This is a genomic window from Cohnella phaseoli (assembly GCF_003386235.1).
Lineage (GTDB): Bacteria > Bacillota > Bacilli > Paenibacillales > Paenibacillaceae > Cohnella > Cohnella phaseoli.
Map to the genome: position 1 here is coordinate 49,218 of NZ_QRDZ01000020.1, position 12,977 is coordinate 62,194.

Here is a 12,977-nt window from a genome sequence, read left to right on the forward strand (position 1 = left end):
AATGGAGGAAAATAAAGCGTGGGAAGCCTCGTGGATCTGGACGGAGCGCAATCGCGGGGAGCGGGCGGACGGCAACGAGCTGGTCTATTTCCGCAAAACGTTTCATCTTGTGGACGCCTATGCGGCCCGCTTGGTCGCGGAAGTGTCGGCCGACAACCGCTACCGTCTGTACGTGAACGGCGTTTCGGCGTCGACGGGACCGGCCCGGGGCGATCTGCGGACCCACTATTACGAAACGATAGATTTGTCCGCTTTTTTAAGAGACGGTCTTAACACGCTGGCCGTGAAGGTGCTGCATTATAAGGAAGGGGAGCCTCGTCCTTCCGCGATTCCGAGCGCGCATACCGGAGCTTTGCTTTTTCAAGGCAGGGTAACGGATCCGCATGGACAAGAACTGCTGCGGCTCGATACGGACGAGTCGTGGCTGTGCCGGGTGGACGACGCGATCGCGTTCCTGCCGGAAAGCTATACCTGCGTCGGCGGCGGGGAGTCGGTCGAGGGAGACCGGCTTCCGCACGGCTGGCAGGAAACGGAGTTCGACGACCGGGACTGGAAGCGGGCCGTTGTCATTGCACGGACCCACCTGGAGCACGACGGTTTCCTGACGCCCTGGCAGCTTACGGCGCGGACGATTCCGCCGATGTTCGAGCGGGACAGAGCTTTCGTGACCGTTACCCGCGCGGAGATGTCTCCGGGAGCAGTAATGCGGGAGGCTTCGTCCGAGCGGGAGTGGCTTCGGCTGCCCGCGCACGGCAAGGCGGTCGTAGAGCTGGACGCCGGGGAGCTGACGACGGGGTATTTGCGAATGGAGATGGCCGGCGGACGGGGAAGCGAGATTCGCTTCCTGTGCTCGGAGGGCTATGAATCGGAGGACGGCGTCAAAGGCGTCCGCGATAAGGCCGAAGGCAACGTCCTGCGCGGGTATCTCGAGCGGTATTCGGTGGCGGGCCGGATGGCGGGAGACGAGGTTTATGAAACGTTCCTGTTCCGCACGTTCCGCTTTATCCGGTTTGAAGTCGAGGCGGGCGGCGAGCCGCTCGTCATTCATCGCGCGTACTACCGGGAAACCGGCTACCCGCTTGAAGTTCGGGCTTCCTTCGAAGCCTCCGATTCCAGTCTGGGGCCGTTGTGGGACGTCAGCGTGCGTACGCTGCAACGCTGCATGCACGAGGGTTACTATGACTGCCCGTTCTATGAGCAGCTGCAGTACAGCATGGATACCCGTCTGCAGGCGATGTTCACGTATGCGATTAGCGGGGACGACCGATTGGCGCGCAAGGCGATCTATGAATTCCATAGCTCGCTGCTGCCCGGCGGCATGCTGCTGAGCCGCTATCCGTCGATTCAACCGCAGGTCATTCCCGGCTTCGCGTTGTATTGGATCATGATGCTATACGACCACCTGCTGTATTACGGAGACGCTGAGCATGCGGCGCGCTACCGTCCGACCGTGGACGCCGTGCTGGACTGGTTCGCACGCCGGATCGGCGGCGACGGTCTCGTCGGAGCCGCACCGCGAGGGTATTGGTCCTATGTCGATTGGGTGAAGGAGTGGGAGCGGACGCGCGGCGTTCCGTCTTCGGAAGGCCCGTTGACCGTGTATAACCTGATGTATGCGGACGCGCTGGAGAAGGCCGCCTTCATCAACGAGGCAACCGGCAGGCAGGAGATAGCCCGCGAGTACAGGGGCCGCGCGAAGGAAATTCTCGCGGCGGTCAACGCCCGCTGCCGCTCGGCCGAGCGGGGCTTGTACCGGGACGGACCCGAGCTGGAGTCGTACAGTCAGCATGCGCAAATCTGGGCGATTCTCTCGGGAGCGGTACACGGGCAGGAAGCGTCTGAGCTGGCGAAACGGCTGATGGAGGATTCCTCGCTGCCACAGGTGTCTTACTCGATGGCTTTCTTTCTGTTCCGCGCTTTGTCCTCGGCCGGGCGATACGACCTTAGCTTCGCGCTGTGGGATCGGTGGCGGGATCAGATTGGTCTGCATTTGACGACATGGCTGGAGGACCCGGTGTCCCAACGCAGCGATTGCCACGCCTGGGGAGCCGTGCCTTTGTACGAATTCACGTCCGAAATTCTCGGCGTAAAGCCGGACGGCATCGGATACGAACGCATCCGGATCGAGCCGCGGCCGGGTCCGCTGCAATGGGCGCAAGGCCAAGCCGTAACCCCGCACGGACCGGTGGAGGTCGCTTGGCGCATTTCCGAAGGAGAGTTCCGGCTAGAGGTAGCCGGGCTGCGCGGGAGGTCGGCGGACGTTCGGCTGCCGGACGGAACGGTTCGGCGCGTCGAAGGGAAGGATGGCGCCGAGTTCGCCTGCCGCATGCCGGGCAGCTCCGGTTAAGGGGGAAATGCGATGTTCTCCAAGGTCGCCGTCAGCGCGGTCGCCGCACTTATCGCCGCTGCGCTCCTGATCCTCGGACTTCCGGGATGCGGGACAGCGCCGGATTCGGGACCATGGGAAAGGAAGAGGCTAATGGAAATCCCCGCTTTCGCCTATGCGCCGGAGCATGATGCCGCAGACGGCGTCAGGGCGCTATTCTATGAAGGTCTGCCGTATGAAGATAAACCGACGAAGGTATTCGCTTACGTCGGCATGCCGGAATCGGGAACAGCTGCTGGCGAGGCCGGGGTACCGGCCGTCGTTCTTGTGCACGGCGGCGCCGGTACCGCCTATGTCGATTGGGTAAGGGAATGGAACCGCCGCGGCTATGCCGCCATCGCGATGGATCTGGAAGGTCATCTGCCAGAGTGGGATGAGCAGGCAGGCGGATACAAGCCTCACGAATGGGGAGGACCGGCCAATCAGCCGGTATGGAAGGACATCGACAGGCCGGAGCGGGAGCAATGGACTTACCATGCCGTTGCGGACATCGCCCTCGCGCATTCGCTTCTGCGTTCGCTGCCGGGAGTCGATCCGCAGCGTACTGGAATCGTCGGGGTGTCGTGGGGCGCAGTATTGACGGAAATTGCGGTCGGCACCGACGAGCGGTACCGCTTCGCGATTCCGGTCTACGGCAGCGGATTCGTAGCGGAGTCGGAAAGCTATTTCGGCGACGCTTATCGGAGCTGGCCGGAGGAAACCCGGGCGAGGTTCGAGCGTCTATGGGAGCCTTCCGTCTATTTGCAGCGCGCCAAGCTGCCAATGCTGTGGGTGAACGGGGATAACGACGCGCATTTTCCGCTGACCGTATTTACCAAGTCCTACGAGGTCGTGAAGGATAACGCCGTTCTGAGCATTCATCCCGGCATGCCGCACAATCAGGAGGAAGCCGTCCGTCCGCCGGAAATTTACGCCTTTGCGGACAGCGTCGTATCCGGGTCCGCCCCGCTGGCACGCACCGTCCGTCACGAATGGCGGGACGGGATCGACGGCGTCGATGTCTCAATCGAGCTGGATAGTCCCGAGCCGATTGTCCGCGCGGAGTTCTACTATACGCTGAACGTATCCGATCGACTCAGTCCGGTATGGAGCAAGCGGGTCGTGAATGTGCCTACGGACGAAGGTCTGAAGCCGCGGATCGAAGCCGCGTTGCCCGCCAAGACGAAAGCCTACTACGCGAATGCCATAGACGCGAGAGGTTATATCGTCAGCGTCGGGCTGACGGATATAGCAGGGAGGGCGAATGAATGAACCGCATTCTTCGATCTTTGGGTTGCTGGCTGCTGGCTATCTCTATCCCGCTCGCTCAGACCGGTTGCACGCGTTCGCCGTCCGGAGCGGACAACGAATCGGCGGGCAATTGGATTCTCGATACGGGCTTCGAGCGCGGAGCGATGGTATTCCATCCGATTCCCGGCGCGGCCCGCGTAAGCGGAAAGCTGGATTTCGGCCGCGATCTGGAAGGGCTGAAGTCGGAATGGATTGTGTCGCAATGGAATTCCAAGAGCGATATCTCCAAAATTACTGGAAAGCGCGACAGCAAAATGTATACGTACGAGAACGCGGCCAAAACGCTGGCCGTAGCGGACGACGGAACCGTGACGCTCCGCGTCGATACGGGAGAGGAGTACGACACGCCTCGGGTCAGGCCGACCGACCCCTGGGTGCATCTGTACCTTGAGCAGCGGTACGGCAGCCCGTACAGGCTCGCGGACCGGGACGATCTGCGTCTGCGCTTTCAAGCGCGGATTACGGAGTCCGAGTCCCTGATGTCGCCGGAACAGTACGATCCGGGCCTTCACGCCTCGATTGCCGTATTTTATCTTATCGTCGGGGATCTTTCCGGAAGCGGGGATTTCCTCAATTTCTGCGTGCCGATCTATGACAACCGCCACGACGTTCCGCCGGGAGAATGGCACATCGATAGCGGCTTCAACCCGGCGGGAGACACGCACAAGCTCATCTATACGCTTGACGGCGGCGGCCTGTACGATTCGCCGACCGGAGACGGACAATGGCATCGCGTCGACGTCGAACTGCAGCCGCACATCGAGCAGGCGCTGGAGATCGCCAAGCAGAACGGTTATTTCGACGGGGTCTCCTATTCCGATCTCGGATTGGAAGCGATCTATATCGGCTGGGAAGTTCCCGGCGTCTTCAGAAGCGAGATGCAGATCCGGGATATGGGGATCTTCTAAGGCAGTCCGGCAGTCCGGCAATGCTAGGCGAGAGTAATAGGGGTGTCCCATAAGCAGGGTCGTACAAGGATGATCGATTAAGCGACTTTGTACGGTTTTTCATACAAACTTCCATCGTTTGAGCCCGATTTGAGGTGCTTTGTACGATTTCCCGAACAAATATTCTCATTTTGGGCCTGATTCGAGCTGCGTTGTACGATTTTTCGGCTAAATTCCCTGCGTAAACATTTGTGTGCAAATAGACAGATTCGCAGTAAAAGTTCGATTTCCATGGATTGAATTGGCGAAAAATACGATTCAATCCGAATTTATTCGTTGTCTGGTCGTGGCGGGGATCGTAATCGTTATTTCGGTGCCCCCGCCGATCTTGCTCCGAATGGACACCCCGTATTCGTTGCCGAAATATAATCGGATCCGCTGTTCGACGTTACGAATCCCATAACCTAAATAGACTCCGTCGTTCGGCTTGAAGATCTGGACCATCGTGTCTTCGCTCATCCCGGATCCGTCGTCTATGATACGGAAGACGATATGCCCCCCGTCCATGACGGCATGAATCCCGATGCGGATAATTCCTTCTCCGCTCCAACCGTGCTCGATGGCGTTCTCGACGAAAGGCTGCAAGATCAGCTTAACCGTGTCGTAGGCCAGAACCGAAGGGTCCACTTCGAATTCGGCGACCAACCGATCCGTGTATTTGATTTTTTGAATCTCGATATACGCTTTGATCTGCTCGAGTTCCTTGGCGACCGAGATGAGCGTCTCGCCGTTGTTCAGCGAATATCGATAAAACTTGGACAGCTCCATGACCATCGATTGAAGCTTCTCCAGCTCCCCGAATTTGGCCAATCGGCTGATCGAAGACAGCGTATTGTATAGAAAATGAGGGTTGATCTGCGCTTGCAGCGATTCCAGCTCGAGCTCCTGCTTTTCTATCTTGGTCAGGTACGTTTCTTTAATCAGCCGATTCATATGCTCGCCCAATTGATTCAGCCCGGACGCGATGAACGTAAATTCGTCGCCGCCCTTATAGCGGATTCGTTTGTCGAACTCGCCTTCTTGGAACATGCGGAGTAAGGAAACCACCTTGCCGATCCGTTTCGAGAACACCCGAGAAATGAAGATGCTGGCAATGGCGCATACGGATATGCTGATCAGACAGACGAGGACGGTCCAATTCGCGAGCCGCTTCGCGTTGTTTTCCAAGAGCTCGATCGGAATTACCGCTGCTAATTTCATGTTGATTCCGGGGAGCTCTTGCGAGATGACCATCTTGTTATCCGATGCGTAGTCGACCAGATTGCGATGAATTAAAGTATCCTCCGAGGAATACGCGATCCTGTCCCGAGCATCGATGGCAAACACCAACGTACCCGTTCCCAGCTTGCGATAATCCAGGCTTTGAAAAATTCCGGCGATCTTGGTCGTAATTCGGATAAAGCCGATTTGACTGTGCGTGAACGGGTCGCTCGAGTCGACCAGTCTGCGCAGGAAGGAAATATTGCCATGCTCGCGATCGTCTCCGACCTGCTGCCATAACATCGTTTTCCCGTATTGTTCTTCCGGAAACCGCTTGTACCAATCTTCATTCTCGATGCGGCTAATGTTGTACATTTCGAACGAACGCTTCTGCACCCCGAGTGGATCGATCTGCTGCTCGGATTTTCCGTAGATTTCGGGAAACGCCGGATTGTTCATGTAAACGGTCAATTGAATCTCTTGCCCGGTGGCGTTTATCGTGCTTTGGAATTTGGGAATGACATATCTGACGGTACTCTCGTAGCTATCCCAGCCCATGTTATAGTTCTGAATATCTCTAGCAAGGGTGTCGTCGTTGTACAGGAGATCGGATATACGGCGTATATCGTCAAGCTTGAAAGCGACATTGTCCCCGATCTGCTGAAGCGTTTCCATCATATTGTCGCGTTTTTGCTCTTTCATCGAGCTCATGAAGGTCGTATAAGAGAATAAGCCGATCGCGATAATCGGCACGAGGCAAATAAGAATATAGGAGATCAATAGCTTATAGCCGAAAGGAATATATCTTTTACGCGTGTCCTCCATCCGAATGCCTGCCCCCGATCAGCTTTGCCTTCTGAATTCCAACGGAGATATTCCGAAGCAATCTTTGAATTGTTTGCTGAAATAATTCAGATTCCGGTAACCTACTTTATCCGCGATTTCATATATTTTCAGATTCGTATCCGTTAGCAGCTCCTGGGCTTTCAAAAGACGCGCTTGAATCACGTAATCCGTAAAGGCGACTCCCGTTTCTTCCCTGAACATTAACCCGAGATAATTGGGGGTGTAGGAGAAGGTATTCGCGGCATTTCGCAAAGTAATGACTTCATGAATATGAGCATGAATATAGGCGATAATTTCCTGAGCTAATTTTGAGTTTTTCTTGTTTTGCTTTTTATCGCAATCCGCGAGGGCTTGTTTCAGGTCGGGCAATGGAGGCTTGCGATCCGTACTCCGGGCTTGCACGATTTCCATATAGGCTCTTTCCGTTTGCTTCCGGTTCTGTTCCTGGTCCAGCATTTCCTTTACTTTGGTTAAAGCTTCATAGACCTCGTTGTCGTTAACCGGTTTCAAAATATAGGAACAGGCATTAAGACTTAAAGCCTGCTTGGCGTAGGCGAAATCCTCGTACCCGCTAATGAAGACGATTCGTATGTTTTTGTTTCTCTCTTGCGCCAGCTTGGCTAGCTCCAAGCCGGACATCTGGGGCATGCGAATATCGGTAACAAGGACGTCCAGCTCCGCTTGGTCGATGTATTTGGCAGCGGAAATCGCGCTGTTCTGCGCGCTTACGACTTGCATGTTCAGTTGCTCCCACGGAATGAATCTTCGCAACGCCTCCAAGTCTAAATCCTCATCGTCCACAAGCAGCACGTTGTACATCCGGATTCCTCCTTTTCCTGTATCATGCCGAAAGAGCATACTATTTCTAGTATACTCTCTAGAGGTAGTTCAAAAAGTCCAATTTTGATCACGAAGCATCACTTGAAGTGTATTCGAAGTCGATTCTTGAATTCAGCAGGGCATTCCGGTTTATTTGCCGTTCATTTTTTTAAGATTTTCTTGCCACCTTGCCGTTTCGTACTCCAGAAGCTTAACGTAACCGGCTTTATTCGCGGCATCCTCGCCATCCATGATGATTTTCTCGACCTCCTCATCGCTTCCGGCATAGAGACCTTTGGCAATGACGCTGGTTTCGATATCCGCTACTTTCTGCAGAACTTTGCCTTCCTCGGATGCGGGATCCGGAGTCAAGTTGGAAAATTGCGTCGTGTTAAAGGAGGTTTTCCATGCAATCGTGAACTGGGCTTCCGCCGCCCAATCGCGTTGATCCTCCGGCAGCTTCATGTTGTTGCTCGCCTTGGAACCGTCGATAAAGCTCGTATTGCCGGCCCATTGAAAGCTGTCCGTAACGGCCATGAATTTGGTTCTCTCTTCCACGTCTGTCTTGAACTTCTCCGTCCAGATCGGCGCGCCGTCCTCATCCGTTCCTTCCCAATACAAGCCTTCGGGTCCCCAGAAAATGATACGTTCTCCTTCTTCTCCCGTTAACCAATCCAGGTAAGCGAATATCCCCTCCGGATTTTTGGCTTCGGTCGTAATGACGTTAACGTTCCAGCCGATGCTGTCGTAGTTGTTGGGATAGACTTTGTTGGGATCTACGCCTTCCTTGCGCAGCGGCCAGATCATCGTATATCCGGCGTTAGGATCGTTCTTCTTCAACTCGACCGTCGCTTGGCTGCCCAGATCCGCCGTGTCGTAGGAAGCATATACGGCAACTTTACCCGTATTTAGCTTTTCGACGACTTGATCTCTCGTTTGCGTAAGGGCATCTTGGGTAATGAGCTTCTCGCGGAACAAAGTGCTGGCGAACGTAATCGTTTCCTTGAATGCCGGATTGGCGAAGAGAGACGTCAGCTTGTCGCCCGAAGGCACGAACCCGTACGAAGTGTAAGCGGCGGTGTGATCCTCCCCGAATCCGGAATAGAGAATGCTGATGCCTTGCGTTCCATAGCCGATGTCGAAGGGAATGACGTCGGGGAACTTCTCCTTGACGAGCTTCAAGTAGGCATACAGATCGTCGAACGTTTCCAGCCTGGGGGAGCCCAGCTCCTTGTAGATGGTTTTATTGATCATATATCCTCCGTTGCCCATCGGAGTAGACGTATACCAGTTCGGAAATTGATAGAGCTTGCCGTCGTCGGATCGGAGCATGTTCAGCGTTTCTTCTCCGGCGTATTTCTTCAGATTCGGATATTTATCGAGATAATCGTCAAGCGGAACGAGTTTCCCGGCTTGGCGCAGCTTTTCCACTAAAGGACCTCGATCCATGAACATAACGTCCGGCAAATCCTTGGAGGCGACCATCGTATTAAACTTCTGAACGGATGCTCCTTGAGCGGGGACGGGGATGACGTTCACCTTTTTATTTTCCTTGATCCATTGGGTAGCGGGGTCTTCTCCCCAAGGCTGCATGGTGTACCAGTCGTAATTGCCGTAGAAGGAAAACTCCACGGGCGTTTCGCCGAATACGAAAGCGCTGGATTCATGGACGGGAGCGCTATTTTCCTTTTCCTTATTCGAACATCCCGCAATGACGATCGCTAAGCCTAACGCAGCGGACAGCAGCATACCGACAACAAAGCTTTTTTTCTTCAACGGAGATCCCCTCGATTCGTCTATTTGTTATTCTTTTAATGAGCCTACCATTACGCCTTTGACAAAATACTTCTGAACGAAAGGGTATACGAGAATGATAGGAATCGTAGCGACCATCATGGTGGCCATCGTCAGCGATTTGGTCGTAATCGTACGGGCGGATGCCATATGGCTTTGAGCGGCCGAGCTGGTCTGCATCATCTGCTCCGACATGATATTGGAGCTAAGGATCTGCTGAAGCAGCGTCTGGATCGGCAGCAGCTTGGCGTTCGAAATGTACAGCGTCGCCGTAAACCAATCGTTCCAATGCGCTACGGCCGTGAACAAAGCCAATGTGGCGACGACCGGCCCCGAGATGGGCAAGACGATGCGGAACAGCGTCTTCCAATATCCGCATCCATCCATTCTGGCCGATTCTTCGAGACTATCGGGCAGCTGCCGGAAGAAAGTCCGAAATACGATCATATTCCAGATGCTGATGAGAGCCGGGATGATCATCACCCAGAACGAGTTCATTAATCCGAGCGAACGGACCAGCATATAGGAGGGGATTAAGCCCCCGTCGAAATATAAGGGAATGATGCAGAAGATCATATAATACTTGCGGCCGACAAGCTCTTTCTTGGACATCCCGTATGCGAATATAGCCGTCAATAAGATAGAAAGCAACGTTCCCGCTACTGTCCGCAGTATGGAGATAAGGAAGGCCTGGGTAAGCCGCTTGTCTTGAAAGACGACCTCGTAGTTATCGAAGGTAAAGTCTCTCGGCCAGAAGGTGACCCCTCCGAGCGACGTGTCCGACCCGGTGTTGAAGGAGATAACCGCGGAATTCCAGAACGGATAGAAGGTAACGAATACGAGCAACGCCAAGAGAAAATAGATGACACCCGACGATAATCGCACACCATAGGATATTTTCATGAAGTAATCTCCAAACTGAGGGTATTTACCATAGGCTATTGCCGGATTTCCGGGCAATGGCGTTGGCGATGGTCAGCAGGGCAACGCTGATGATCGCTTTGAACAGCCCGACTGCGGCAGCGTAAGAGAACAGCGAATTCCGGATGCCTACTCTATACACGTACGTATCCAGGACGTCGGACACATCTCGGACAATATCCGATTGCAGCAGCAGAATGTCCTCGAATCCGGCGCTGAGCAAATCCCCGATCGCAAGAATCAGGAAAATAGAGATAACCGGCATAATACAGGGCAGGGTAATGGCATAGATTTTCTTGAATCGACCTGCTCCGTCGATGGAAGCGGCTTCATACAAGTCCGGATTTACGCCGGAGATTGCGGCAAGGTAGACGATGGACGCGAAACCTACGCCTTTCCACAGCCCGGTTGCGATCAAGATCGTCCAGAAGTAGTTGGGAATCGTCAACCAATTGACGGGCTCGTCGATCAGATGCAGCTTCTCCAAAGCGATATTCAAGCTCCCGTAATCGGCGGAGAGCAGGGTCGCCACGAATCCGGACACGATAACCCAGGATAAGAAATGGGGCAAGTAGCTGACCGTCTGCACCACTCTCTTGAAGAGCGGAATTTTAACCTCGTTCAGCAGCAAAGCCAGCGCGATCGGAGCGGGAAAACCGACGATAAGCTTCAGTAAGCTGATGCCGAGCGTGTTGCGAATGACCGTCGTAAATTCCGGGGCATAAAGAAACTCTTTGAAGTTAGCCAATCCGACCCACGGACTGGCGTTAAAGCCTTGAAAAATGTCGTACTCCTTAAACGCGATCAGAATGCCGTACATGGGAACGTAACTAAAGACGAAAATAAAGAGCAGAGCAGGGATCACCATTAGTTGTAAATCCCATTGACGCAGGAATAATCTTCTTGTCTTCACGGAGATCCTCCTTAAGCGGGATTGCGATGAACTTCACGTATTGCGGCAGCGGGCGGCTGCCGCAATACTTGCCGCGTACTTACCAGGATCTGCGGTTATCGATTTTCTTGAGGTCGTTGTCCGTCCATTTGCCGTAGAGGAAGAAGGACAGATTCTGAATTTCCGGAAGCTGGTTGCGGATTCCGGCGTAGATCTCATGGTATTGCGCGTTGCTCCACCAGACGTCCAGTCCGGGTATGATTTCTTTGGCGCCGATCTTGGCCTTGGTTTGCGCCAAAATTCCCGTGCTGTTGTATACCCAGGAAGGCTGGAAGTCCCAGTCGGCGAAATAAGCCATCGGAGATATGAAATCCACGTAGTTCTTGAATTTCTCTACATCTTGGCCGACTTCCTCGAATTCCGGGGGCAAAATATATACGCCCGTAAAGAGGTCGGGGACAATGCTCTCGATATCCGCTTCTACGTCGCGCACATAGTTCGCAATCTGAGTCGTTCTCCAATCGTTCCACTGCGTTCTCTGTGCGTTATCGGTCGTGAAGTCGATTGTTACGGGGTCATAGCCATAAGCGGCGTTATACGCTTGTCTCGTATAGTCGCTCATGTCCATGTTGTAGTCGTCGAAGCGCAGCCAATCCAATACGACCCCGTCAATGTCGTAGTTGGACACGATTTCTCTAATGATAGAGCGTTCGTATGCTTGTACGTCCGGATGGATTGGATTAACGAAATATTCATTGTTATTCGATCCGGTGAATGGCACGACCTGACCATTCTTAAGCGCCATCATTCTCCAGGAAGCATCGTGATCGAAGGCGGCCTTATCGTGAAACTGCGGGATCCAGGCCCTGACTTGAATGTTCCGGCTATGCGCTTCCGCGATGACGTCGGCCAATGCGTCGAACTGGGCGTAACCTTGCGCGATGGGGGCAATATCGCTGTCGTAGAACACGTAACCGGAAGGAACCGTATCGTCTTCGTCTTCCTTCACGTTCAGATTGATGACGGAGACATGACGCTTGGCGGCGTTCTTCATGAAGGCGACGACATCCGCATGCTTTTTGAAATTTTCAACGGTTCTTACGATGATTTCGGTAACGAAGGGGCCGTTCGCCGCTTGCGCCGACGGGGCTTGGGGAATACCTGCGCAGCTCGCCAACAATATAGCGGCCAAGACAAAGGCAAGCTTAGAAGAATGCTTCTTAGTCATGTTATCCATACCCACCTTAATGGATTATTCGACCGGTCGATGACTTTATAGTAAGCGTTCTCTAAACGCAAAACCACAGCAATATCCAACAATAAGTGCAACAAATCAATGATGGTGGCGATTGCCCCGTCGAGCTGCTTCAGAAGCGAGATGCAGATCAGGGATAAGCCCCTTTTTTGAGCAACTCATAATAAAAAGCTTGTAAAAAAAATATCTTCGTGCAGAATTAAGAGGGGATACTACATTCAAGGAGTGGGGATTTGAGAAAGCAAAAGCCAATGTCGTTCGATGAACTGTTGAAGGATTTGCAAGGCCAGAAGACGATTCAGGAAGATCCGAACCATATCTCGTTGGGCAAGCTGTTTAATGAAGCGTTTATTAGCAGGCATTCCAACTCGGCAAGCTTTGACGAGCTTCTGGAGAAAGGCAATTTCCAAGCCAAGACTTGGGAAGACATAGACAATATTCTTGAAGAGCTGTTGGATCGCCATATCGCAAGGGAAACGGATTTTGCGAATTGGAAAGCGATGCTGGATACGGCAACTAGGGAATATAACGAGAAAAGCTAGAACATCAAAACACCTTATTCCGCCAAGACTCCGGAATAAGGTGTTTTGATGTTAAGCCGCTTAGTTCTTCCGGAACAGCTCCGGA

The 12,977-nt window shown here is 53.6% G+C and carries 10 protein-coding genes; 4 read left to right on the forward strand and 6 right to left on the reverse strand.

Translation table 11 applies throughout. From position 1 onward, the window contains the following. Position 1: 1 nt before the first annotated feature. The 3 genes from DFP98_RS22985 to DFP98_RS39820 are packed head-to-tail and all read left to right on the forward strand — an operon-like array spanning position 2 to position 4,584. Positions 2–2,347 (forward strand): alpha-L-rhamnosidase-related protein, encoded by a 2,346-nt coding sequence (locus DFP98_RS22985; RefSeq protein ID WP_116062958.1) that lies wholly within the window; start codon positions 2–4, stop codon positions 2,345–2,347. A gap of 12 nt (positions 2,348–2,359) precedes the next feature. Then, a complete protein-coding gene (locus tag DFP98_RS22990) occupies positions 2,360–3,637 on the forward strand; it encodes an alpha/beta hydrolase family protein (RefSeq protein WP_116062959.1) in 1,278 nt (425 codons plus the stop codon). Beyond that, positions 3,634–4,584 (forward strand): hypothetical protein, encoded by a 951-nt coding sequence (locus DFP98_RS39820; protein WP_246016656.1) that lies wholly within the window; start codon positions 3,634–3,636, stop codon positions 4,582–4,584. The genes DFP98_RS22990 and DFP98_RS39820 overlap by 4 nt, the downstream gene beginning before the upstream one ends. Before the next feature lie 297 nt (positions 4,585–4,881). On the opposite strand, the gene DFP98_RS23000 is transcribed toward DFP98_RS39820, so the two are convergent. The 6 genes from DFP98_RS23000 to DFP98_RS23025 all read right to left on the reverse strand — a co-directional run bounded on the left by DFP98_RS23000 (position 4,882) and on the right by DFP98_RS23025 (position 12,323). Further along, positions 4,882–6,648 (reverse strand): sensor histidine kinase, encoded by a 1,767-nt coding sequence (locus DFP98_RS23000; protein ID WP_116062960.1) that lies wholly within the window; start codon positions 6,646–6,648, stop codon positions 4,882–4,884. 18 nt (positions 6,649–6,666) lie between these two features. Next, positions 6,667–7,488, reverse strand: coding sequence for a response regulator transcription factor (locus DFP98_RS23005; RefSeq protein ID WP_181917883.1), 822 nt, complete (start codon positions 7,486–7,488; stop codon positions 6,667–6,669). Between the two features lie 150 nt (positions 7,489–7,638). Next, complete coding sequence (locus DFP98_RS23010; RefSeq protein WP_116063034.1) at positions 7,639–9,237, reverse strand: extracellular solute-binding protein; 1,599 nt, start codon at positions 9,235–9,237, stop codon at positions 7,639–7,641. 54 nt (positions 9,238–9,291) lie between these two features. Then, a complete protein-coding gene (locus DFP98_RS23015; RefSeq protein WP_116062962.1) occupies positions 9,292–10,185 on the reverse strand; it encodes a carbohydrate ABC transporter permease in 894 nt (297 codons plus the stop codon). Between the two features lie 25 nt (positions 10,186–10,210). Next, positions 10,211–11,071, reverse strand: coding sequence for an ABC transporter permease (locus tag DFP98_RS23020; RefSeq protein WP_116063035.1), 861 nt, complete (start codon positions 11,069–11,071; stop codon positions 10,211–10,213). 124 nt (positions 11,072–11,195) lie between these two features. Then, positions 11,196–12,323: a family 10 glycosylhydrolase gene (locus tag DFP98_RS23025; RefSeq protein WP_181917884.1), complete on the reverse strand. Its 1,128-nt coding sequence runs from the start codon at positions 12,321–12,323 to the stop codon at positions 11,196–11,198. A gap of 278 nt (positions 12,324–12,601) precedes the next feature. On the opposite strand from DFP98_RS23025, the gene DFP98_RS23030 reads away from it, so the two are divergent. Continuing rightward, the gene (locus DFP98_RS23030) at positions 12,602–12,892 is read left to right on the forward strand and encodes a hypothetical protein (RefSeq protein WP_116062964.1); all 291 of its coding nucleotides are present in this window, start codon (positions 12,602–12,604) and stop codon (positions 12,890–12,892) included. The last annotated feature ends 85 nt before the right edge of the window (positions 12,893–12,977 follow it).

What these genes read in the sequence shown, in the direction of transcription:
- DFP98_RS22985 (WP_116062958.1), top strand. Translation starts at nt 2, where the DNA reads ATGGAGGAAAATAAAGCGTGGGAAGCCTCGTGGATCTGGACGGAGCGC.
- DFP98_RS22990 (WP_116062959.1), top strand. Translation starts at nt 2,360, where the DNA reads ATGTTCTCCAAGGTCGCCGTCAGCGCGGTCGCCGCACTTATCGCCGCT.
- DFP98_RS39820 (WP_246016656.1), top strand. Translation starts at nt 3,634, where the DNA reads ATGAACCGCATTCTTCGATCTTTGGGTTGCTGGCTGCTGGCTATCTCT.
- DFP98_RS23000 (WP_116062960.1), bottom strand. Translation starts at nt 6,648, where the DNA reads ATGGAGGACACGCGTAAAAGATATATTCCTTTCGGCTATAAGCTATTG.
- DFP98_RS23005 (WP_181917883.1), bottom strand. Translation starts at nt 7,488, where the DNA reads ATGTACAACGTGCTGCTTGTGGACGATGAGGATTTAGACTTGGAGGCG.
- DFP98_RS23010 (WP_116063034.1), bottom strand. Translation starts at nt 9,237, where the DNA reads ATGCTGCTGTCCGCTGCGTTAGGCTTAGCGATCGTCATTGCGGGATGT.
- DFP98_RS23015 (WP_116062962.1), bottom strand. Translation starts at nt 10,185, where the DNA reads ATGAAAATATCCTATGGTGTGCGATTATCGTCGGGTGTCATCTATTTT.
- DFP98_RS23020 (WP_116063035.1), bottom strand. Translation starts at nt 11,071, where the DNA reads ATGGTGATCCCTGCTCTGCTCTTTATTTTCGTCTTTAGTTACGTTCCC.
- DFP98_RS23025 (WP_181917884.1), bottom strand. Translation starts at nt 12,323, where the DNA reads ATGACTAAGAAGCATTCTTCTAAGCTTGCCTTTGTCTTGGCCGCTATA.
- DFP98_RS23030 (WP_116062964.1), top strand. Translation starts at nt 12,602, where the DNA reads ATGTCGTTCGATGAACTGTTGAAGGATTTGCAAGGCCAGAAGACGATT.